This is a genomic window from Mycobacterium sp. E2699, assembly GCF_001666745.1.
Taxonomy (GTDB): Bacteria; Actinomycetota; Actinomycetes; order Mycobacteriales; family Mycobacteriaceae; genus Mycobacterium.
In genome coordinates this window covers 118651-141157 of record NZ_LZJH01000077.1, presented here as the reverse complement: position 1 = coordinate 141157, position 22507 = coordinate 118651, and the positions used below count along the sequence as shown (strand labels likewise).

Annotated in this window: 13 protein-coding genes; all 13 read right to left on the bottom strand. The window is 70.3% G+C overall.

Annotated elements, in window-relative coordinates:
- Positions 1–9: 9 nt before the first annotated feature.
- Positions 10–6393: a type I polyketide synthase gene (locus A5696_RS12510; protein ID WP_067878637.1), complete on the bottom strand. Its 6384-nt coding sequence runs from the start codon at positions 6391–6393 to the stop codon at positions 10–12.
- A gap of 204 nt (positions 6394–6597) precedes the next feature.
- Complete coding sequence (locus A5696_RS12505) at positions 6598–7659, bottom strand: type III polyketide synthase (protein WP_067878634.1); 1062 nt, start codon at positions 7657–7659, stop codon at positions 6598–6600.
- A 106-nt stretch (positions 7660–7765) separates the two neighbouring features.
- On the bottom strand, positions 7766–9184 hold the full coding sequence (gene argH, locus A5696_RS12500) for an argininosuccinate lyase (RefSeq protein WP_067878631.1): 1419 nt from the start codon (positions 9182–9184) through the stop codon (positions 7766–7768).
- 109 nt (positions 9185–9293) lie between these two features.
- Entirely contained in the window at positions 9294–10490 is a 1197-nt protein-coding gene (locus tag A5696_RS12495; RefSeq protein WP_067878629.1) for an argininosuccinate synthase, read from the bottom strand.
- A gap of 12 nt (positions 10491–10502) precedes the next feature.
- Positions 10503–10997, bottom strand: a complete 495-nt coding sequence (locus A5696_RS12490) for an arginine repressor (RefSeq protein WP_067878627.1) — start codon at positions 10995–10997, stop codon at positions 10503–10505.
- Entirely contained in the window at positions 10994–11920 is a 927-nt protein-coding gene (gene argF / locus A5696_RS12485) for an ornithine carbamoyltransferase (RefSeq protein WP_067878623.1), read from the bottom strand. The genes A5696_RS12490 and argF overlap by 4 nt, the downstream gene beginning before the upstream one ends.
- Entirely contained in the window at positions 11917–13107 is a 1191-nt protein-coding gene (locus A5696_RS12480; RefSeq protein WP_067878620.1) for an acetylornithine transaminase, read from the bottom strand. Before A5696_RS12480 ends, argF begins: the two co-directional genes overlap by 4 nt.
- The gene (argB, locus tag A5696_RS12475; RefSeq protein WP_067878617.1) at positions 13104–13991 is read right to left on the bottom strand and encodes an acetylglutamate kinase; all 888 of its coding nucleotides are present in this window, start codon (positions 13989–13991) and stop codon (positions 13104–13106) included. Before argB ends, A5696_RS12480 begins: the two co-directional genes overlap by 4 nt.
- On the bottom strand, positions 13988–15199 hold the full coding sequence (gene argJ / locus A5696_RS12470; RefSeq protein ID WP_067878614.1) for a bifunctional glutamate N-acetyltransferase/amino-acid acetyltransferase ArgJ: 1212 nt from the start codon (positions 15197–15199) through the stop codon (positions 13988–13990). Before argJ ends, argB begins: the two co-directional genes overlap by 4 nt.
- The gene (gene argC / locus A5696_RS12465; RefSeq protein WP_067878612.1) at positions 15196–16239 is read right to left on the bottom strand and encodes an N-acetyl-gamma-glutamyl-phosphate reductase; all 1044 of its coding nucleotides are present in this window, start codon (positions 16237–16239) and stop codon (positions 15196–15198) included. The genes argJ and argC overlap by 4 nt, the downstream gene beginning before the upstream one ends.
- A gap of 143 nt (positions 16240–16382) precedes the next feature.
- Entirely contained in the window at positions 16383–18602 is a 2220-nt protein-coding gene (locus A5696_RS12460) for a PE family protein (protein WP_156738362.1), read from the bottom strand.
- A gap of 313 nt (positions 18603–18915) precedes the next feature.
- Positions 18916–20457 (bottom strand): PE family protein, encoded by a 1542-nt coding sequence (locus A5696_RS12455; RefSeq protein ID WP_067878606.1) that lies wholly within the window; start codon positions 20455–20457, stop codon positions 18916–18918.
- Positions 20458–20764: 307 nt separating this feature from the next.
- Positions 20765–22291 (bottom strand): PE family protein, encoded by a 1527-nt coding sequence (locus tag A5696_RS12450; protein WP_067878603.1) that lies wholly within the window; start codon positions 22289–22291, stop codon positions 20765–20767.
- Between the last annotated feature and the right edge of the window lie 216 nt (positions 22292–22507).

Here is a 22507-nt window from a genome sequence, read left to right as displayed (position 1 = left end):
ATTCCTGGTTCAGTCGCGGCCGAGTTCTTCGTCGAGGATCGCGAAGAGTTCGCTTTCGTCGGCGGCGTGGAGATCGTCGTCAAGGTGTTCGGGGTCGGGGCCGTCGGTAGGTGTCAGGGTGGCGAGCAGGTGCTGGATGCGGGCGCTCAGCTGCAGCTTGTCGTCGGGCTTGCAGTCGGGTGAGCCCAGCAGGGCCTGCAATTCGCGGACGATGTCGTCGAAGCGGGACACCAGGGCGGGCCCGTCCGCGGTGCCGGCCAGTTCCGCGCCGAGGTGGTCGGCAAGGATCGCAGGCGTGGGGTAGTCGAAGATCAGGGTGGGCGAGAGCGTAAGGCCGGCCGCCGCTTTGAGGCGGTTGCGCAGCTCCACCGCGGTCAGGGAGTCGAACCCGAGTTCCTGGAACGCGCGGTCGGCGGCGATGTCGGCGCCGCTGGGCAGCCCCAGCACGGTCGCGGCGTTGGCGCGGACCAGGTCGACCAATTCGCGCCGGCGCGCCTCGGGGCTCAACCCGTGCAGGCGCGCCTTGAGGCCCGTCGTCGACGGGGTGTGATCGGTGTCCGTGACGACGCGGCGCGTGGGGCGGGCCGCCAACGCCCGCAACAAGGGCGGCAGCCCGGCGGCGTTGTCGGACAAGGCCATTCGATCCACCCGCACCGCCACCACCACCGGGCGGTCGACCAGCATGGCGATATCGAAGGACTCCAGCGCCTGCTCGGTGGACAGGGCCGCCAACCCGATGCGGCTCATCCGGGCTTTGTCCCGCTCGCCGAGGTGGGCCGTCATCGCCGAGGCCTGTTCCCACAGCCCCCACGCCACCGACAAGCCCGGAAGCCCGCCCGCGCGTCGATGCGCGATCAGGCCGTCCAGGAAGCTGTTGGCCGCCGCGTAATTGGCCTGTCCAGGGGTGCCGACGATCCCGGCCATCGACGAAAACACCACGAACGCCGACAGATTCAGGTCTTTGGTGAGCTCGTGCAGATTCCAGGCGCCGTCGACCTTCGCCCGCAACACCGCATCGACCCGGTCGGCGGTCAACGAGGAGATCAACCCGTCGTCGAGCACCCCGGCGGCGTGGACGACCGCGCGCAACGGGTAGTCCGCGGGTAGCTGCGCGAGCATCCCCGCCGCGGCTTCGCGATCGGCCACGTCGCAGGCCACCACGGACACCCGGGCCCCCGCGTCCTCCAATCGGCCCACCAGCTCGGCCGCCCCGGGGGCGTCCGCGCCGGCGCGGCTGACCAGCACAACCCGGGCCACCCCGTAGCGCTCGACGAGGTGGCGGGCCAGCGCCGAGCCGGCCATGCCGGTGCCGCCCGTGATCAGGACGCTGCCCCCGGCCAGCCCCCCGCCGGATCCGCTGAGGACGCCGGCGGGCCCGTCGGGAATCGTGAGCGCGACCTTGCCGATGTGGCGGGCGGAGCTGACGAACCGGTAGGCCGCCGCGGCGCAGCGAACGTCAAACGTCTTGAGCGGCAGCGGGCGTACCGCACCGTCCCGCAGCAGCCGCAGCACCTCGGCCAGCATCGCCGCGGTGCGCTCGGGCCCGGCCTCCATCAGGTCGAACGCCCGGTACGCGACACCGGGGTATTGCCCGGCGATGGCCGCCGGGTCGCGAAGGTCGGTCTTGCCCATCTCGATGAAGCGCCCGCCTGGGGCCAACAACCGCAGCGACGCATCGGTGAACTCGCCTGCCAGCGAGTTGAGCACCACGTCGAAGCCCCGGCCCCCGGTGGCGGCCCGGAACTTCTCCTCGAACTCCAGGGTGCGCGAGTCGCCGATGTGGTCGTCGTCGAAGCCCATGGCGCGCAACGTTTCCCACTTGCCGCGGCTGGCGGTGGCGAAGACCTCCGCACCCCAATGCCGCGCGAGCTGCACCGCGGCCATCCCCACCCCGCCGGTGGCGGTGTGCACGAGCACCCGCTCACCGGCGCGCAGCCCCGCCAGCACCGACAGCCCGTACAGCGCGGTCAGGAACACGACCGGCACCCCCGCCGCCTCGACGAGCGGCAGATCGGGGGGCACCGGCACCACCAGGCGTTCGTCCACCACCGCTTCGGAACCGACCACCCCCAGCAGCCCCATGACCGAATCGCCGACGGCAACCCCGGTCACGCCCGGGCCCACTCCGGTGACCACCCCGGCGCCCTCCGCGCCCAGCTGACCGCCGCCGGGATACATGCCCAACGCCACCAACACATCCCGGAAGTTCACGCCGACCGCGGCGACGGCCACCCGCACCTGCCCGGGCGACAACTCCACCCGCGGGAGCGGATTCAGCACCAGGTCCTCCAGCGTGCCCGCGCCCCCGGCGTCCAGCCGCCAACCCCGGGACGGCAGCTCGAGCACCGATGCCGCCGCCACCGGCGCCAGCCGCGCCGCATGGACCACACCGCCGCGAATCACCAATTGCGGCTCGCCGCAACGGATCGCCGCCGCCACCTCCACCGAGCCGTCGGAATCCACCAGGACCACCCGGCCGGGGTGCTCGGCCTGGGCCGACCGCACCAATCCCCACACCGCCGCACCGGCCAGATCGGAAACCTCTTCGCCGGCAAGGGCAACGGCCCCGCGGGTGAGGACCACCAACACCGCGGACCCCTCGCCGGCCAACCAGGACTGCAACACTCCCAGCACCTCGATGGCGGCCGCATGGACCGAGCCCACCATGTCCGGGCCGGTGGCGGCCAGTTCCCAGACCACGACGTGGTCACCAGTCTGGTTGGCGCCCAAGCTGATCGGCGACCACACCACCTCCAGCAACCCCTCGGCCGGAGCCGCTGCGGCCGACAGCTGCTGGCGCGACACCGGCCTCATCACCAGCGACCGCACCGACATCACCGGCAACCCCGTCGCGTCGGCAAGCTCCACCGACACCGCGTCCGCGCCGGCCGGCGCGATGCGGACCCGCGCCCGGGCGGCGCCCGCGGCGTGCAGCGACACACCCTGCCACGAGAAGGGCAACACCGTCTGCGCCTGGTCGCCCCCGGCCACGAGCGCGTGCAGCGCGGCGTCCAGCAACACCGGGTGCATCCCGAAGCCGCCGGCCTGAGCGCCGGCGTCCTGCGGAACGTCGACCTCGGCGAAGAGCTCCTCGCCCCGCCGCCAGATGGCCCGCAGGCCCTGAAACGCCGGACCGTACTGGTAGCCCCGGCCCGCCAGCCGCTCGTACGCGCCGGCGACGTCCACCGAAGTCGCGCCGACGGGCGGCCACACCGACAGGTCCGCGCCCGGCGTCACCGGCCGTTCGCTCAGCAGGCCCTGCGCGTGCAGCACCCATTCCGAATCCGCTTGGGCGGCACGCGAGTACACCGACACCTCGCGGTGCGCGGAGTCTCCGGCATCGTCGACCACCACCTGCACCTGCACGGCCCCGTCCGCGGGCAACACCAACGGGGCCGACAGCGTCAGCTCCTCGATCGCCCCGCAGCCGACCTCGTCGCCCGCCCGGATGGCCAGCTCGACGAACCCGGCGCCCGGGAACAACACGGTGCCGGCCACCGCGTGACCCGCCAGCCACGGCTGGGCGGCCACCGACAACCGGCCCGTCAGGACCACCCCACCGGAATCGGGGCGGTCCACCACGGCGCGCAGGAAACCGTGCTCGGCACTCTCCACGCCCAGGCTCGCCGCATCCCCGGAGCCCGTCGACCCGTCCGGGAGCCAAAATCGGCGCCGCACAAAGCCGTACGTCGGCAGGTCGACGCGGTGACCACCGGCCAGGGCCGACCCCCAATCCACGTGCACCCCGGCTACGTGCGCCTGCCCCACCGACAGCCAAAACCGTTGCAGCCCACCGTCGTCGCGGCCCAGGGAGGGAATGACGACCGCGTCGTCGGCCTGGCCCGCCAGCGTCTGCTCGATCCCGGCGATCAGAACCGGATGCGGGCTGGCTTCGATGAACACCCGGTGCCCGGCGTCGCAGGCGCGGCGCAGCGCTCGTTCGAATTGCACCGTCTGGCGGATGCTTCGGTACCAGTAGTCGGCATCCAACCCCGCGGCGTCCATGAGATCGCCGGTCGCGGTGGAGAAGAACGCGATCTCGGAAGGACGCGGCGCGATGCCGGTCAGCGCCTCGAGGAGCGGCTCGCGGATGGCGTCGACCTGAGCGGAGTGCGACGCGTAGTCGACGTCGATCTTGCGCGCCCGGATGTCCTCGGCCTCGCACCGCCGCATCAGCTCGGCCAAGGCGCCGACATCGCCCGACACGGCCACCGCCGAAACGCCGTTGACCGCCGCGATATTCAGCCGGTCGCCCCACGCGGCCACCAACTCACCGGCCCGCGCCGGTCCGCACGCCAGCGACACCATGCCGCCCGCACCGGACAGGCGCACCAGCAGCCGGCTGCGTAGCGCCACCACCCGCGCGGCGTCTTCCAGCGACAGCGCGCCCGCCACGCAGGCCGCCGCGATCTCGCCCTGCGAGTGCCCGATCACCGCGTCGGGAACGACACCCATCGAGCGCCACAGCCCGGCCAGCGACACCATCACCGCCCACAGCGCCGGCTGCACCACGTCGACCCGATCGAGCCCCGGCGCGCCGGGCACGCCGCGGATCACGTCGAGCAACGACCACTCGACGTGCTCGGCGAGCGCCTTGTCGCAGCGGCGCAGCTGTTCGGCGAATACCGTTGAGGTGTCCAGTAATTCGGCCCCCATGCCGGCCCACTGCGAGCCCTGGCCGGGGAACACGAACACGGTCTTGCCCAGCGCCCGCGCTCGCCCGGCCACGACCCCCGAGCCCGGCTCACCGGCGGCCAGGCTCGCCAAACCCGCGGTCAACCCGTCGCGGTCGGCGCCCACCACCACCGCGCGATGCTCGAACAGCGACCGCGTCGAGACCAGCGACCATCCCACGTCCACCGGGCGCAGGGCCGGATGCGCTTCCACGTGCGCGAGCAGCCGGGCGGCCTGGTTGGCCAACGCGTCGGCCGACCGCGCCGACAGCACCCACGGCGCCGCAGCGTCGTCGCCGGGGCACTCGGGATTTTCCGCCTCCAGCGGCGCCTGCTCCACGATGACGTGCGCGTTGGTGCCGCTGATCCCGAACGCCGACACCCCCGCGCGCCGCGGCCGGTCCTGCACCGGCCAGGGCCGCGGCTCGGTCAACAACGACACCGCTCCGGCCGACCAATCCACGTGCGGCGTCGGCTCGTCGACGTGCAACGTCTCGGGCATCACACCATGCCGCATGGCCTGGACCAGCTTGATCACCCCGGCCGCGCCCGCGGCCGCCGAGGTATGCCCCATGTTCGACTTGATCGAGCCCAGCCACAGCGGCCGGTCCGCCGGCCGGTCCTGACCGTAGGTCGCCAACAGCGCCTGGGCCTCGATGGGATCCCCCAGCGTGGTTCCGGTGCCGTGGCCCTCGACCAGGTCCACCTCCGCCGCGCCGAGCCGCGCATTGGCCAGCGCGGCCCGGATCACCCGCTGCTGAGACGGCCCGTTGGGCGTGGCCAACCCGTTGGACGCGCCGTCCTGGTTCACCGCGGATCCACGCAGCACGGCCAGCACCGGATGGCCCAATCGCCGGGCATCGGCCAACCGCTCCAGCGCCAGCACACCCGCGCCCTCGGAGAACGCCGTGCCGTCGGCTGCGCCCGCGTACGCCTTGCACCGGCCGTCGGCGGACAGCGCTCGCTGCCTGCTGAACTCGATGAACATCGCCGGGGTTGCCATGACCGTCACACCGCCGGCCAGCGCCAGGTCGCACTCGCCGGAGCGCAGCGACTGCGACGCCAGGTGCATGGCCACCAACGACGACGAACACGCCGTGTCCACCGACACCGCCGGGCCCTCGAGGCCCAGCGCGTAGGCCACCCGGCCCGAGGCCACGCTCAGGGTGGAACCGCGCAGCCCGTACCTTTCCAGGTCTCCCGGCACCCGCCCCTGGCCGCCGTACGAACCGTGGAACACGCCGGCGAACACGCCGGTCGGCGAGCCCCGCAACGCGAGGGGATCAATCCCGGCCCGCTCCAACGCCTCCCAGGACACCTCCAACAGCAGCCGCTGCTGCGGATCCATCGCCAGTGCCTCGCTGGGCGCGATCCCGAAGAACGCGGCGTCGAAATCGGCCACGTCGGCCAGAAACCCGCCGGAGCGCGTGTAGGACTTGCCCGCCGCGTCGGGATCGGGGTCGAACAGGCCGCTGAGATCCCAGCCCCGGTCGGCCGGAAACTCCGACACCACGTCGCGGCCCTCGGCCACCACCTCCCACAGACCCTCGGGCGAATCCACGCCGCCCGGGTAGCGGCACGCCATTCCCACCACCGCGATCGGCTCGGTGGGCCCTTCCGCGATCTGGGCGAGGTACTGGCGGTTCTCCCGCTTCAGCCGCTCGTTTTCCTTCAGGGATTTCCGGAGCGCGGCGACGAGGTCGTCCTGGGTGCTGTTCATGCCACCCGGCCCCTCGGCCTACTCATCGGAACGGGTGCGAAGCGGCGCGACGATGCCCCCACTGTCATCGATCGCGCCTTGCCCAGCCCCCAGGAACCCCCAACCACACTTTCGCCGTCCCGCCGCCATCACATGCCCCAAGGCCGGATCGGGCCCCGAAGGCCGAGTCCTACGGTACGACGAAAAATCCACGAGCACGACGAATCAGTGCCACCGCAGCAGGACGAGTTCGGAACAGAATCCCGGACCCATCGCCAGCATCAGGCCCGGGCTGCCGCTGGGCGGTTTCTTGGCGATGGTGTCGCGCAGCACGTGCAGCACCGAGGCCGACGAGAGATTGCCGATCTCGCCCAGCGAGCGCCAGGTCAGCTCGAGCGCCTCCGGGGGCAGGCCGAGGCTTGCGTTGATCGCCTCGATCACCTTCGGACCGCCGGGATGGCTGACGAAGGCGCCGATGTCGGCGGTGGTCAGGCCGTGCGCGCCCAGAAACGTGCCGACGTCGTCGGCGATGTACTGCTCGACCACCGCGGCCACGTCCTTGGACAGCACCAGCTCGAAACCGGCGCCGCCGACGTCGTAGCCCATCGTGCGCAGCGAGTCCGGGTAGAGGTGGCTGCGGGAATCGACGATGTCGGGGCCGCCGGCGCCGATCAGATCGGCGCGGCGCTCTCCGACGGCCACCACCGCCCCGGCCCCGTCGGCAAACAGCGCGCTGCCGACCAGCCCGGCCAGCGACGGCTTGTACCCGGGATAGGTCATCGAGCACAGCTCGACCGAGACCAACGCCGCGACGCCGTCCACGGCGCCCCGCAGGTAGTCGTGCAGGCGGGCCACGCCCGCCGCACCGGCCACGCAGCCCAGGCCGAACAGCGGCACGCGCCGCACGTCGTCACGCAGCCCGAGCCGCCCGGCGATGCGGGCGTCCAGCGACGGGACGGCGATCCCGGTCACCGTCGTCGTGATGAGCACGTCGAGATCCTGCGGCCGCAGGCCCGCCTCGCCGAGGGCGCCTTCGAGCGCCTCACAACCGAGGTCGACGGCCTTGTCGATGAAGATCCGGTTTGCCCGGCCGAAGTCGGTCAGCGCGGGATACTGCTCCAAAGGCAGGACCAGGTGGCGGGCGTTGACCTTGGCGCTGGCGTGCAGCTGCCGGACGATGTCCTCGTAATCCTCGAAACCGGGAATGCGGAGGAAGAAATCGGTGAGCTCACGTTGGGAATAGCGGTGCGGCGGCAGCGCACCGAAGACGCCGGCGATGACGCTCATTGGTCCCATCCCTTGGTGACGACGACACAGGCCGAGTGGTTCAACTCGATCCCATAAGTCCGGAAGTTTAGCGTTTTCAGAACCACCGGGCACATGCCCAGGTCGCTCACCTGGCGACTCCCAGCCGGTCCCCGAGCTCCGCGCACCTGGCCAGGACGGCCTCCAGCTGCTCGGCGACGCGGACCGGCGCGGTGCCGCCCCTGGCGTCGCGCGAGGACACCGAGCCCTCGATCGTCAGCACCTGGCGAACCTGGGGCGTCAGGTCGGGACTGATGGCGGCCAGCTCGTCGTCGGTCAGCTCGTCGAGCCCGACACCGCGGTTCTCGGCGACCCGCACGGCCGCGCCGGCGGCCTCGTGCGCGGACCGGAAGGGGACACCCCGGCGCACCAGCCACTCCGCGATGTCGGTGGCCAGCGTGTAGCCGGCGGGGGCCAGCGCCGCCATCCGCTCGACATCGAAGGTCAGGCTGGCCACCAGCCCGGCCATCGCCGGCAGCAGCAGCTCCAGCTGGGCCACCGCGTCGAAGACCGGCTCCTTGTCCTCCTGCAGGTCGCGGTTGTAGGCCAGCGGCTGCGCCTTGAGCGTCGCCAGCAGCCCGGCCAGGTCGCCGATCAGCCGCCCGGCCTTGCCGCGGGCGAGCTCGGCGATGTCGGGATTCTTCTTCTGCGGCATGATCGAGCTGCCCGTCGACCAGGCGTCGTGCAGGGTGACGTAGCCGAATTCCGTCGAGCTCCACAGGATGATGTCCTCGGCCAGGCGGGACAGGTCGACGCCGATCATGGCGAACACGAACGCGGCCTCCGCGGCGAAATCGCGCGCGGCGGTCGCGTCGACGGAGTTCTCGGCGGCGGCGGCGAAACCCAGCTGTTCGGCGATGGCGTCGGGGTCCAGGCCCAGCGAGGAACCCGCGAGCGCCCCCGACCCGTAGGGGCTCACCGCCGCGCGCTTGTCGAAGTCGACGATCCGGTCCACGTCGCGCAGCAACGGATGGGCGTGCGCGAGCAGGTGCTGGGCGAGCAGGATCGGCTGCGCGGACTGCAGGTGGGTCTTGCCCGGCATGATGGCCGCCGGGTGCGCGGCGGCCTGGCCGGCCAGCGCGGCCACCACGTCGAGCGCCCCCTTGGCCACGCGGCGCACCGCGTCGCGCAGCCACATCCGGAACAGCGTGGCCACCTGGTCGTTGCGCGACCGCCCGGCCCGCAGCCGGCCGCCCAGGTCGGGCCCGACCCGGTCGATCAGCCCGCGCTCCAGCGCCGCGTGCACGTCCTCGTCGGTGGCCAGCGGCGCGAAGCTGCCGTCGGCGACGTCCGCGGCGAGGCTGTCCAGCCCGGCCAGCAGCCCGTCACGCTGCTCCTCGTTCAGCAGCCCCGCGCGGAACAGGATCACGGTGTGCGCCCGCGAGGCGACGAGGTCGTACGGCGCCAGCACCCAGTCGAAGTGCGTGGATCTGCTCAGCGCCGCCAGCGCGGCCGACGGCCCCTCGGCGAACCGCCCGCCCCACAGCGAACCCTCGCGGGTGCTCATCTTCGTCCAGCGGTGTTCGCCGGGCCATGCCCGGCCACCAGACGCAAAAGCCCCTTCTTGCCCGGCGTGTCGGGGGCTTTTGTGTCTGGTGGCGTAAGAAAGGTAAGCGTCACTGCTGATCCCGGCGAGCCGCGATCTTCGACGACAGCCCGTGCACGTACACGAAGCCCTTGGCCGCCGACTGGTCGAAGCTGTCGCCCTCGTCGTAGGTGGCCAGGTTGAAGTCGTACAGGGATTCGGCGCTGCGCCGACCGTTGACGGCAATGTGCCCGCCGTGCAACACCATCCGGATCTCGCCGGAGACATGCTCCTGGGTCTTCGCGACGAAGCTTTCCAGCGCGACCTTCAGCGGCGAGTACCACAGCCCGTCATAGACCAGCTCCGCCCAGCGCTGGTCGGTGTGCCGCTTGAACCGGCCCAGCTCGCGCTCCAGGGTGACGTGCTCGAGCTCGGTGTGGGCGGTGACGAGCACCATCGCCCCCGGCGCTTCGTAGATCTCGCGGCTCTTGATGCCCACCAGCCGGTCCTCGACGACATCGAGCCGCCCCACGCCCTGGGCGCCGGCGCGGCGGTTGAGCTCCTCGATCGCCTGCAGCATCGACACCGGTTTCCCGTCGATGGACACCGGCACGCCGCGCTCGAACCCGACGATCACCTCGTCGGGCGGGCTCCAGTTCAGGGTGGGGTCTTCGGTATAGGAGTAGACGTCCTTGGTGGGGGCGTTCCAAAGGTGTTCCAGGAAGCCGGTTTCCACCGCCCGGCCCCACACGTTCTGGTCGATCGAGAACGGTGAGCGCTTGGTGACGTTGATCGGGATGGCGTTCTCCTCGGCGAACGCGATCGCCTTCTCCCGCGTCCACGCGTAGTCGCGGACCGGCGCCAGCACCTCCAGATCGGGTGCCAGCGACGCGAAGCCGACCTCGAACCGGACCTGGTCGTTGCCCTTGCCGGTGCAGCCGTGCGCGACCGTGCTGCCGCCGTGCTCGCGGGCCGCCGCGACCAGATGTTTGACGATCAGCGGCCGGCTGATCGCCGACACCAGCGGATAGCGGTCCATGTAGAGCGCGTTGTTGAGCACCGTCGGCAGGCAGTAGCCCTCGGCGAACTCGTCTCGGGCGTCGACGACGACGGCCTCCACGGCGCCGCAGTCCAGGGCCCGCTGGCGCACCACCTCCATGTCCTCGCCGCCCTGACCGAGGTCGATCGCGACCGCGACCACCTCCCGGCCGGTCTCCTTGCCGATCCAGCTGATCGCCACCGAGGTGTCCAGGCCCCCGGAATACGCCAGGATCACGCGCTCTGACATAGATCTCCTTAGTTACTTCAGGCGTTCCAGGGAGCTGGCAAGTTCGGAGCCGGTCATCGGCTCCCGCGCCGCCACGAACACGGTGTCGTCGCCGGCGATGGTGCCGACGACGTACGGTAACGCCGCGCGATCGATCGCGCTGGCCAAATAGTTGGCGCCGCCGGGGGGTGTGCGCAGCACCGCGAGGTTGGCGCTGGCGTCGACGGACACCAGCAACTCGCTCAGCAGCCGGGACAACCGCGCGGTGCCCCCGGACACCCCGCGCACCGGGCTGCCGTCCTCGGGAACGATGTAGACCCCGACGCCGCCGTCGGCGCCGCGCAGCTTCACCGCGCCCAGCTCCTCCAGATCGCGCGACAGCGTGGCCTGGGTGACCTCGATCCCCTCGCCGGCCAGCCGCGCGGCCAGCTCGCTTTGGCTGCTGATCGACTCCGACGACAGGATCGCGACGATGCGGTCCTGGCGGCCGGCCCGGGTCGTTTCGGCGGTGGCCTTCGAGCGGGTCATCGGGACCGCTCCAGCAGCCACACCAGCAGCGCCTTCTGGGCGTGCAGGCGGTTTTCGGCCTCGTCCCACACCGCGCTGGCCGGGCCGTCCATCACCTCGTCGGTGATCTCCTCGCCGCGGTGAGCCGGAAGGCAGTGCAGCACAACGGCTTCCGGGTCGGCCAGCCCCACGAGTCGCTCGTTGACCTGAAACGGCCGGAACGGCCCCACCCGGTCCAGGCCGTCGTCCTCCTGGCCCATCGACGTCCAGGTGTCGGTGACGACGACGTCGGCGCCCTTGGCGGCGGCGTCGGCGTCGGCGGTCACCGTGACCGACCCGGCGGTCGCGTCGGCGCGCCGCCGGGCGGCGGCCAGCAGCGCCGGGTCGGGCGCGAAGCCGTCGGGCGCGGCGACGGTGACGTGGATGCCCGCGGTGACCCCGCCGAGGATCAGCGAGTGCGCCATGTTGTTGGCGCCGTCGCCGAAGTAGGACAGCCGCAAGCCCTTCAGCGACCCCTTTCGTTCGGCGATGGTCTGCAGGTCGGCCAGCACCTGGCAGGGGTGGAAGTCGTCGGAGAGCGCGTTGACCACGGGCACGCTCGCGGTCGCGGCCATCGCCTCGAGCCGGTCCTGCCCGAACGTGCGCCAGACGATGGCCTCGACGAAGCGGGACAGCACCCGCGCGGTGTCGCCCAGCGTCTCGTCGCGCCCCATCTGGGTGCTGCGGGCGTCGACGACGACGGCGTGCCCGCCGAGCTGGGCGATGCCCACCTCGAACGAGAACCGGGTGCGGGTGGAGTTCTTGTCGAAGATCACCGCGACGCCGCGCGGCCCCTCGAGCGGTCGACGGCCGAACGGATCCTTCTTGAGCTCGGCGGCGAGCTGCAGGATTTCGGCCTGCTCGTCGGGCGATACGTCGTCGTCGCGCAGGAAATGCCGAATCATGCTGTGGCCCCTGCGGTGTCGAGGATGCCCGGCAGCGCTTCGAGGAAGCCGTCGACCTGGGCCTCGGTGATGATCAACGGTGGCGCCAGCCGGACGACGTCCGGCGCGGCGGCGTTGACCAGGAATCCGGCGTCCCGTGCGGCCGCCTCGGCGTCCTTGGCCCGCGGCGCCGAAAGCACAATGCCCCACAGCAATCCGCGGCCGCGCACGTGATCGATCAGCGGGTGGCCCAGCGTTTCGATGCCGTGGCGCACCGACTTGCCCAGCACCTCGGCGCCGGCCACCAGATCGTCGGCGGCGATCACCCGCAACACCGCCAGCGCGGCGGCGGTGCAGATCGGGTTGCCGCCGAAGGTGCTGCCGTGCAGGCCGGGGGTCAGCAGCTCGGCGGCCGGCCCGACGGCCAGGCACGCCCCGATGGGCAGCCCGCCGCCCAGCCCCTTGGCCATGGTCACCACGTCCGGGGTGATGCCGTCGTGCTGGTGGGCGAAAAACGCTCCGGTGCGGCCCATTCCGGTCTGCACCTCGTCGAGCACCAGCAGGGCGCCATGGCGCGCGGTGATGTCCCGCGCGGCGGCAAGGTAACCCTCGGGCGGGACGACGACGCCGCTCTCCCCCATGATCGGCTCGAGGAACACCGCGGCGGTGGCGTCGTCGACCGCGGCGGCCAGCGCGTCGACGTCGCCGTAGGGCACATGGGTGACGTAACCCGGCAGCGGCTCGAATGGCGCCTGCTTGCTCGGCTGGCCCGTCAGCGCCAGCGAGCCCATCGTGCGGCCGTGGAAACCTTCCTGCGCGGCAACCAGTTTCGTGCGACCGGTCAGCCGCGACAGCTTGAACGCGACCTCGTTGGCCTCGGTGCCGGAGTTGCAGAAGAACACCCGCGCGGGTGCGTCCGCGCCAAGCAGCGCCACCAGCTCCTCGGCCAGCGCGACGCCCGGCTCCGTCGCATACAGGTTGGAGGTGTGGCCCAGCGTCGCCATCTGGTGCGTGACGGCCTCGATGACGGCCGGGTGCCGATGGCCGAGGACGTTGACCGCGATGCCGCCCAGCAGGTCCACGTAGGTCTTGCCGTCGACGTCGGTGACCACCGCGCCGTCCCCGCTGGCCAAGGCCAGCGGAGGGGTGCCGTAGTTGTTCATCATCACGGCTTCCCAGCGCCTGCGCAGGGCATCCGTGGCCGTCATGCGCTCACCACCTTGGTTCCCGTGCCGGCATCCGTGAAAAGCTCGACCAACACACAGTGTTCGACCCTCCCGTCGATGATGTGGGCGCTCGGAACGCCCGCGGTGACCACCCGCAGGCACGCCTCGACCTTGGGGATCATGCCCGCTTCCAGCGTGGGCAGCAGTTGCGCCAGTGTGGCGGTGTCGATCTCGCTGACCAGGGAATCGCGGTCCGGCCAGCTGGTGTACAGGCCCTCGACGTCGGTGAGCATCAGCAGCTTTTCGGCTCCCAGCGCTTCGGCCAGCGCCGCCGCGGCGGTGTCGGCGTTGATGTTGTGCACCACACCCTCGGCGTCGGGCGCGAGCGTCGACACCACCGGAATGCGCCGCGCCGCAATGAGATCCAGCACCGCCGCGGTGTTGACCTTGTCGACGTCGCCGACCAGGCCGATGTCGGTGGCCACGCCGTCGACGGTGACGCTTCGCCGCACGGCGGTGAACAGTTGCGCGTCCTCGCCGGTGATGCCGACGGCGTAGGGTCCGTGCGCGTTGATCAGGTTGACCAGTTCGCGGCCGACCTGCCCGAACAGCACCATCCGCGCCACGTCGAGCACCTCGGGTGTGGTGACGCGGAAGCCGCCTTTGAAATCGCCCTCGATGCCGAGCCGGCGCAGCATGGCGGTGATCTGCGGCCCGCCGCCGTGCACGACGACGGGGTGGATGCCGCAGTTGCGCAGGAACGCCATGTCGGCCGCGAAAGCGCGCCGCAGCGTGTCGTTCGTCATGGCGTTGCCGCCGTACTTGATGACGACGATCTTGCCGTGCAACTGCTTGAGCCAGGGCAGGGCCTCGGCCAGCACCTGCGCTTTGACTCCGGTGGGCAGCGCGTCAACGCGAACGGTCATGAGCTGTAGGCCGAATTCTCTTCGACGTAGCCGTGCGAGAGGTCGGTGGTGCGGACGGCGGCGGACGCGTCGCCGACGCCGAGGTCGACGGTGATGTCGATGTCGGCCGCGGAAAGGTCGACCTGCCGCGCGCCGGGCGCCCCGACCGCGTCGATGCAGACCGCGGAACCGTTGAACGACACCCGGATTCGGTCCGGCTCGAGGGTTACCGGTGCCATGCCCACGGCCGCGAGCACCCGGCCCCAGTTGGGATCGGAGCCGAACACCGCCGTCTTGACCAGGCTGTTGCGAGCGATCGCCCGCGCCGCCGTCAGCGCGTCGTCCTCGGAGGCGGCCCCGGTGACGGTGACGGTGACGCGCTTGGTGACGCCCTCGGCGTCGGCCTGCAGCTGGACGCACAGGTCGTCGCAGACCCGCAGCACCGCCGCGTCGAGATCGGCCTGCGACGGGGTGATCTCGCTGGCGCCCGATGCCAGCAGCAGCACGGTGTCGTTGGTCGAGCAGCAGCCGTCGATGTCGAGCCGGTCGAAGGTGTGCGCGGTGGCGTTGCGCAGCGCCCGGTCGAGCGCCGCCGGCTCGACGGCCGCGTCGGTGGTGAGCACGCACAACATGGTGGCCAGCGAGGGGGCGATCATGCCCGCGCCTTTGGCCATCCCGCCGAGCGTCCAGTTGTCGGGGTGATGCAACGCAACCTGTTTGGGCACGGTGTCGGTGGTCATGATGGCCTGGGCGGCCTCGTCCCCTCCCGACAGCCCGCCCGCCATCTCGCGCACGATCTCACGCACCCCGGCGAGCACCTTGTCCATCGGCAGCCGGTCCCCTATCAGCCCGGTCGAGCAGACCGCGACCTCGATGGCACCCGTGTCGGTCCCCCAGTCCGACAGCGCGGCGGCGACGGCCTCCGCGGTGGCGTGGGTGTCCTGGAAGCCGCCGGGGCCGGTGCAGGCGTTGGCGCCGCCCGAGTTCAGGATCACCGCGCGCAGTTGCCCGGTGGTCAGCACCTGCTGTGTCCACAGGACCGGGGCGGCCTTCACCTTGTTGCGGGTGAAGGCCCCGGCCGCCGCGTAGTCGGGTCCTTCGTTGAACACCAACGCCAGGTCCGGCTTTCCGGATGTCTTGATGCCGGCGGCGATGCCGGCTGCCCGGAACCCGGCCGGGGCGGTCACGCCCTGTTCGCGCAGCAACCGCGCCTCCGTCGTCCCGGTCATGGCGCGACCCCGACCACCGAAAGCCCTTGGGCCTCAGGCCAACCCAGCGCAAGGTTCATGGACTGCACCGCGGCGCCGCCCGTGCCCTTGACCAGGTTGTCGATCGCGACGATCGCCACGAACGTCTCGGCGGCCTCGTCCAGCGCGACGGCGACGTGCGCCGCGTTGCTGCCGATCACCGCCCCGGTGCGCGGCAGCTGCCCCTCGGGCATCAGGTAGACGAAAGGCTCGGCGCCATAAGCCTTTTCGTAGGCCGCCCGCAGTTGTGACAGCGGCGCCCGGGTGCGCGCGGTGCAGGTGGCCAGGATGCCCCGGGATGTCGGGATCAGCACCGGGGTGAACGACACCGTGACGTCGCGCTCGGTGACGGCGCCCAGGCCCTGCGCGATCTCCGGGGTGTGCCGGTGCGCACCGGCGATGTTGTAGGCCCGGGCCGAGCCGATGACCTCCGAGCCGAGCAGGTCGGCCTTGGCCGCGCGGCCGGCCCCGGAGGTGCCGCTGACGGCGACGACCGTGACGGCCGGCTCGATGAGGTCCCCGGCCATCGCGGGCGACAGCCCCAGCAGCGCCGCCGTCGGATAGCAGCCCGGGACCGCGATGCGCCGGGCGCCACGCAGTCGCTCGCGCGCGCCAGGGAGCTCCGGCAGCCCGTACGGCCAGCTGCCGGCGTGTGTCGATCCGTAGAACCGCTCCCAGGCGGCGGCGTCCGTGAGCCGGAAGTCGGCCCCGCAGTCGATGATCAGTGTTTCGGCGCCGAGCTGTTCGGCCAGTGCCGCCGAATGCCCGTGCGGCAGGGCCAGGAACACCACGTCATGGCTCGCGAGCACGGCCGGATCGGTGGGCTCGATCATGCGCTGGGCCAACGGGATCAGGTGCGGGTGGTGCTCCCCGAGCGTGCTGCCGGCGCTGGCCGCGGCGGTCAGCGCCCCGATGGTCAGCCGGCCGTCGGCGCCGGCGGGATGCCCGAGCAGCAGCCGAAGGATCTCCCCGCCCGCGTAGCCGGTGGCACCGGCAACCGCGACCCTCAATACGTCGGCCATTTCGACGATTGTGCATGGTTATGCAACAGTTTGCAAATCCATTCCACCGATGGCCGGGCGGCGTGCGCCCAGGAGATCGTGTCGGGCAAAGGCTCCGCTTCGGAAAAGCGCGGGCCTACACGAGTCTCCTGGGCGCCACCGGGCTAGGCGGCGATCCCGATGCCCAAGCTGGCATCCACGGCGGCCTGCAGCGAGAGCTCGAGGTCGGTCAGCGCCGTGTTCAGCGACACGACGAGCGAGCCGCCCGTCTGCTCCAGCGTGGTGGCTGCGCCCGAGAGGCCGGTCGCCAGGGCCGTGCCGAGCCCGAGCACGCCGGGAGCCCCGACGCCCAGGGTCGCCGCGAAACCACCGAAGAGCGCGCCACCGATCTGGGCTGCGGTGTTCTCCCAGATATTCGCCAACGCGTTACCTGTGCCGGCCAACCCGGACAAGCCCGTCGCCAGGCTCCCGCCCAGGGTTTCACCCGCGTGTATGAGGCCTCCGAGGCCGCCGGTGAGGCCGCCCGCGAGGGATCCGGTGGCCTGCACCAGGCCGTTCAGCGCAGCGCCGAGGTTAGCCGACAGCGCCGCGTTGATGGACAGTCCCAAGTTGGGCAGCGACAGCGTCGAGAGCGCGGCAGCCAAGTTGGCGGCCAGGCTCTCGCCGGTCTGGATCGCCGCGTTCAGGCCCGCTGCGAGGTTGCCGGCGAAGTTGGCCGCCAGCGCCTCGCCGGTCTGGATAAACGCGTTGAGGTTGGTGCCCAGGTTCAGGCCTCCCGACAACATGACGTTCAGCGACGCACCCAACCCATTCAGCGACGCGCTGATCGAGCCACCGATCCCGTTCAGCGCCGCACTCAAACCCAGACCAAGCGCACCCAGGTTAGGCAGCGTGAACGGAGGCAGGGCCGGGAAGGTGAAAGGCGGCAGCGTCAACGCCCCCGACAGCGCCGCGTTGAGCGCCGCGTTGATGTCCGCACCGATGTTGGGCAGCGTGATCGACGGCAGCCCCGGCAACGGCGGCAACGTGAAACTCGGCAACCCCGGCAGCGACAGGTTGATCGGCGGCAACCCCGGCAACGTCAGGTTCAGCGCCGCGTTCAGCGCCGCGTTGATGTCCGCACCGATGTTGGGCAGCGTGATCGACGGCAGCCCCGGCAACGGCGGCAACGTGAAACTCGGCAACCCCGGCAGCGACAGGTTGATCGGCGGCAACCCCGGCAACGTCAGGTTCAGCGCCGCGTTCAGCGCCGCGTTGATGTCCGCACCGATGTTGGGCAGCGTGATCGACGGCAGCCCCGGCAACGGCGGCAACGTGAAACTCGGCAACCCCGGCAGCGACAGGTTGATCGGCGGCAACGTCAACGCCCCCGACAGCGCCGCGTTCAGCGACGCACTGAGGTTGGCGCCCAACCCATTCAGCGCGGCCGAGAGCTCCACGCCCAACGGACCCAGGTTCGGGAACGTCAGCGCCAGCGCAGGCAGACCCGGCAACGACGCCAGGAAGTTCGCCGCCAGCGTCTCGCCGGTCTGCAGCGCGCCGTTCAGACCCGCGCCGATGTTTCCGGCCAGATTACCCAGACCGTTCAGGCTCGCCGCGAGGTTTGCGGCCAGCCCATTGAGGCTGCCGCCCAGGCTCGCGGACAGGGCCGCGCCGATGTTGATGCCGAAGTTGGCGTTCAGCAGTGCGTTGAGGGCGCCGTTGGCCTGGGCAAGGAATTGAGCGCCCATCGCGGAAAGGGCCGCGCCGCTGTTTTCCAGCGCGAGTCCGGCCTGGACGATGGCATTGCCCGTCTGAACCAGCCCGTTGCCGATGCCGGACAGAATGAAACCGCCGGTCTGGAAGGCGAGTCCGCCGAGTCCGGCGCCGAGGAGTGTTTCCAGGGTGCCGCCAAGGGCCGCGCCCAGACTGCTGCTCACGCCGAGCGAAAGAGAGCCACCAATCGCGGCGCCCAACCCGGAAATCGCACCGCCTATCTCAGCCGCCAGGTTTCCACCGCCCGACAGCAGCGCGGCACCGTTGGCGATTTCAGCACCCGCGTATGCGGCCGCGCCGCTGCCCAGCGCGCCGACGAACGCGTTGTGGAACGCCGCAACTTCGGCGTTGAGTGCCTGATACTCCTGGCCGAAGTTGCCGAAGAGCGCAGCGATCGCGGACGACACCTCGTCGCCCGCGGCCGGCGCCAGGTTTGTTGTCGGGGCGACGATGGCCTGCGTGACCTCGTCCAGGGCTGAGCGAATACCTGCCAGATCTTGGGCGGCCACCTCGACGAGATCGGGAACGGCAACAACAAAAGACATGTTCATCTCCCCACGCGAATGAACGACATATATACGTTTATGAGCCCGAATGATCGAGGCAAGCTGAGCGTAATGGCGTGCCACGCAAGGGCATTCGAAAATGGATGTTTTCAGGATGGCTCGGCGCGTCTGCGTACGATTTGCGACGCCCGGGCGCCTTTTGGACAGGCGCTCAATAAGAGACTTAGCGTACCGCGAGGCCGCCGAGCGGGATACCAGAAGTAGTAATCGGTTGCCCGCGAAGGATTTTCAGTTCTTCGTCGCATCTCTTGCCTTGTGACCAGGGTCACTCAATCCCGGCGCGGTGTCAAGAGACAGCCTCCCGCGCGCATCCGCGAAACGAACCAAAATCCAGGGGCCGAAATCCGTTCCTCGAAATTTCTTTGGCCGCAAGACCTCAGAAGGTCAGCAAGGGAATAGAGATCAGCGGCGGAGGTGCTGCGGGTGCGCCGATCGCTTGCGCCAGCTGTTCAGGCGCGTAGTTCACCAGGAACGGCAAAAGCCCGCTGAACGGCGTACTGCCGGCGCCCAAGTTGACATCGACCGGCGGCAAAACGGTCCCTCCTAGAGCAGTGACCGTCGCCGTCACCGGGTAGTAGCCCGGCGGGTGCAGTATTCCGTCGAGCGGGAAGTTGGCGACCACGGTGACGTTCACTAAACCTCCGATTGCAGGCCCGGTCAGGCTCGAGAGGTTCAGCGCGTAGGGGTAGGTCGCCTGGCCGTTGAGGAAGCCGTTGGCGATGTAGGCCGGCGCGTCCACGAGGGCGGCGAAAGCCGCGGAGCCGTTCCCGGCCTGGACCGCGGACTCGAACAGCGACGCGGCGTATCCGGCCGCCTCGAGTGTGGCGGCAGGCGGGCCCAACAGGCTGGCGCCGAACACCAGTGGCAGCCCGACGGCGTTGTCGAGAGTCAGGCTCGGGGTTGGGAGGACTTGCTGGACCACTAACGACGAAGTGACCCTTGTATTGGTTAGCGTGCCAATGACATTCGCAAAATTGTGCGCGATTTCGCCGGGTATGGCGGAGACCGGCTGGTAATTGCCCGTCTCGAATGCTGTCACGATGGTCTGGCCGTAGCCGATCTGGTTGGCGACGAACTGCCGAAGGAACGGGAACGGATCGGCTAACCAACCGCCTGTCAGGCTGTTCAGGTTGACCCACGTGTTGTAGAACAACGCCTCGTACGGACCGGCGATGCCGGTGAAGTACGGGCCCGCGGCGGCTTGCACGTTCACAATTCCCGGAAGCAGCGAGTTCACAACGCCGGTCAACGTACTGGTAAGGCCGCCAAGCGTGGTGGGCAATCCGGGAAGGATGCCCGTCAGAAGCGATCCGAGGTTGGGCCCTAGTGAACCGAGGCTTCCCAGCGAGCCCAGCACCCCCCCGAGTGAACCGACGCCGCCGAGGAGACCGCCGCCGCCGGTCAATCCGCCGAGCAGCCCGCCGCTGCCACCCGTCAAACCACCCAGCAGTCCACTGGCGCCGCTCGTGCCGCCGGTCAGACCACCCAGAAGTGAGCCGCCGGACGTACCGCCGCCGAGGAGACCGCCGAGAAGACCACTGGCGCCGACGCTCTGGGCGGCCCCGGCGCCTACCAACGGGGAGCCCAGTATCGCCTCAGCCGGCTCGTTGATCGCGTTCGCCACAGCCTGCTCGGCGTTGGCGATCTCGGTGCTGAGATAGGCGCGCGCGCCAGCGCTCAGCAGCCTGACGAACTCGGCATGGAACGCCTGGGCTTGGGCGCTGAGCCCCTGGAATTCCTGCCCGAAGTTGCCGAACGTCGCCGAGATGGCGGCCGAGACCTCGTCCGCGGCTGCGGGCAGAAGTCCCGTCGTCGGGCCGGCAGCGCTCGACGCTGCCTCGGCTATCACCGAGCGGATGCCTGACAAGTCCTGGGCCGCCGCTTGTACCTGCCCCGGCGCCGCGATCACAAACGACATTCCCGACCCCCTCGATTTTTGGTTGCCGCTGTGTACCCCGAAAGCGTCAAGATAAACGTGCGCCTAATATTTGCCGTTCGCGGGCCCGTCAAGCCCCGTTCACCAGCGCAAGAGGGGCTTCGCCACGCCGACCGAGTCGGGCTGCTCCTGATCGCCGAATGCCGACGCAAGCACTTCGGCGTGTAGGGGCACGGCGCCCCTCGACGCCGTGCCCCGCAACGGCTACCCAGCGGCCGCGATCGCCGGCGCCGGTTGTTTCGGGCGCGCGCTGATCGGCGTGCCTGCGACCGGGGCTATCCGTATTGCGTCACGGCGTGATCGCCGCCGCGAGCTGAGACCCGAAGCTCAGCAGACCCGGAATGAGGCCGCCGATCGGGGTGCCGGGGAGCGGTCCCCCGCCCCCACCGAGAACGAGCGGACTCAGCGGGGTGAGCAACCCGCCCAAGGGAACTTCGGCAACTGAATTGAGAGTCAAGAGCGGGAGGCCGCCGGCCGTTACGGTCACTGGCAGGGGCGGCAGACTGATGAACGTCTGGCCGTTGAGGAAGCCGTTCGCGACGACGGCCGGAGCATCGATCAGGGCCGCTGCGGCTCCCAGCGGATCCCCGCTTTGCACGGCGGTGACAAATGCCTGCGCGCTGGAATTGAGGGCGCTCAGTGCGTTGGCGGGGGCGCCGATCCCGTCGAGCAGGACCTGCAGAGGCAAGCCGAAGGTGATTCCGAGGTCACCCGGATTGAACGTCGAGCCGAAGTTGGTCAGCGCGGTGACCACGTTGGTGAAGTTCTGCGCCATCTGGGCGGGAATGGATCCCGCGGGCAGCAGATTGGTGAAGCTCTGCGCCATCTGCCCGGGAATGGCGAGGATCGGCGCGAGGTCCCCCAGCGGGCCGAGCGGGGTGATGGGGAGCGGCGTCGCCGTCGGCGAGCCCAGCATGCCGATGTCAACGCTCAGTGGCTGGAAGCCGGGAAGTACGACGTTCTCCAGCCCCTGGGCCACGGCGTTGACGGCGCCCTGGACATTGCCGGCAGCGAGGGCCGCACCGGCCGCCTGGAAGCTCGCGGGCAATCCGGCCAACCCGGTGACGAGGTCGGTGCCGGCATTCTGCAACCCGGTGACGATCGTCTGGGCGTAGCCGATCTGATTGTTGACGAACTGCTGCAGCAAGGCCCCCGGGTTGAACGTCGCCAGGCCCTGAATGCCGGACTGGATGGTGGTCGGCAGGTTGGCCAGCTCGACGGGCAGGTTTTGGATTCCGGTCACGATCGATGAGCCGATCGTCTGCGCGTAGCCGATCTGGTTGTTGGCCAGCTGGTGCAGGAATGGGAACGGGTTGGCCGAGAACGTAGCTCCGATAGCCTGCAGGTTGGTGACGGTGTTGGAGACCAGCGCCTGATACGGCGCGGCCACGGTGGCGCCAAACGAGTTCAGTCCGTTGATCGCCGAGGCCGCACCGCCGGTCTGCAGCACCCCGAGCCCGACCGGAGAGCTGGCGATCGCGTTCGAAATGGCTTGCGCGCCAGCCGGAATCTCGCCGCCGAGAACGGCCTGCGCGTTGGCGGCCTCCGCGCTTGCGTATGCGCCCGCGCCCGCGTTCATCAGGGAGACGAACTGCTGGTGGAACGCTTGCGCCTGCGCGCTGACAGCCTGGAATTCCTGGCCGAAGTTGCCGAACAGCGATGCGATCGCGACCGATACCTCGTCCTGCGCTGCCGTCGCTATCCCGGTCGTGGGGCCGGCCGCGGTCGCCGCGGCCTCGGCCAGCGCGGACCGAATGCCCGCCAGGTCCTGGGCGGCGCTTTCGACCAGCTCGGGCGTAGCGATCACAAACGACATCTGACTCTCTCCTTGGCTCAATCAAGAGGTGACCGGCGGTCACTCGTTATCCAGCGCGAAACCAACGGGGACCTCGCGCACAGGCGTGCGTCGAGGCCCCCCGGCTCTTTTCGCTGCCGGTTACCGGCAGGGAACTTACCCAGCAGTAACCAAGACAGACACGAGCCTAATAAGCCGCCACCCCGAAGGAAAAAGACAATTTGCGTTTTCACAGCG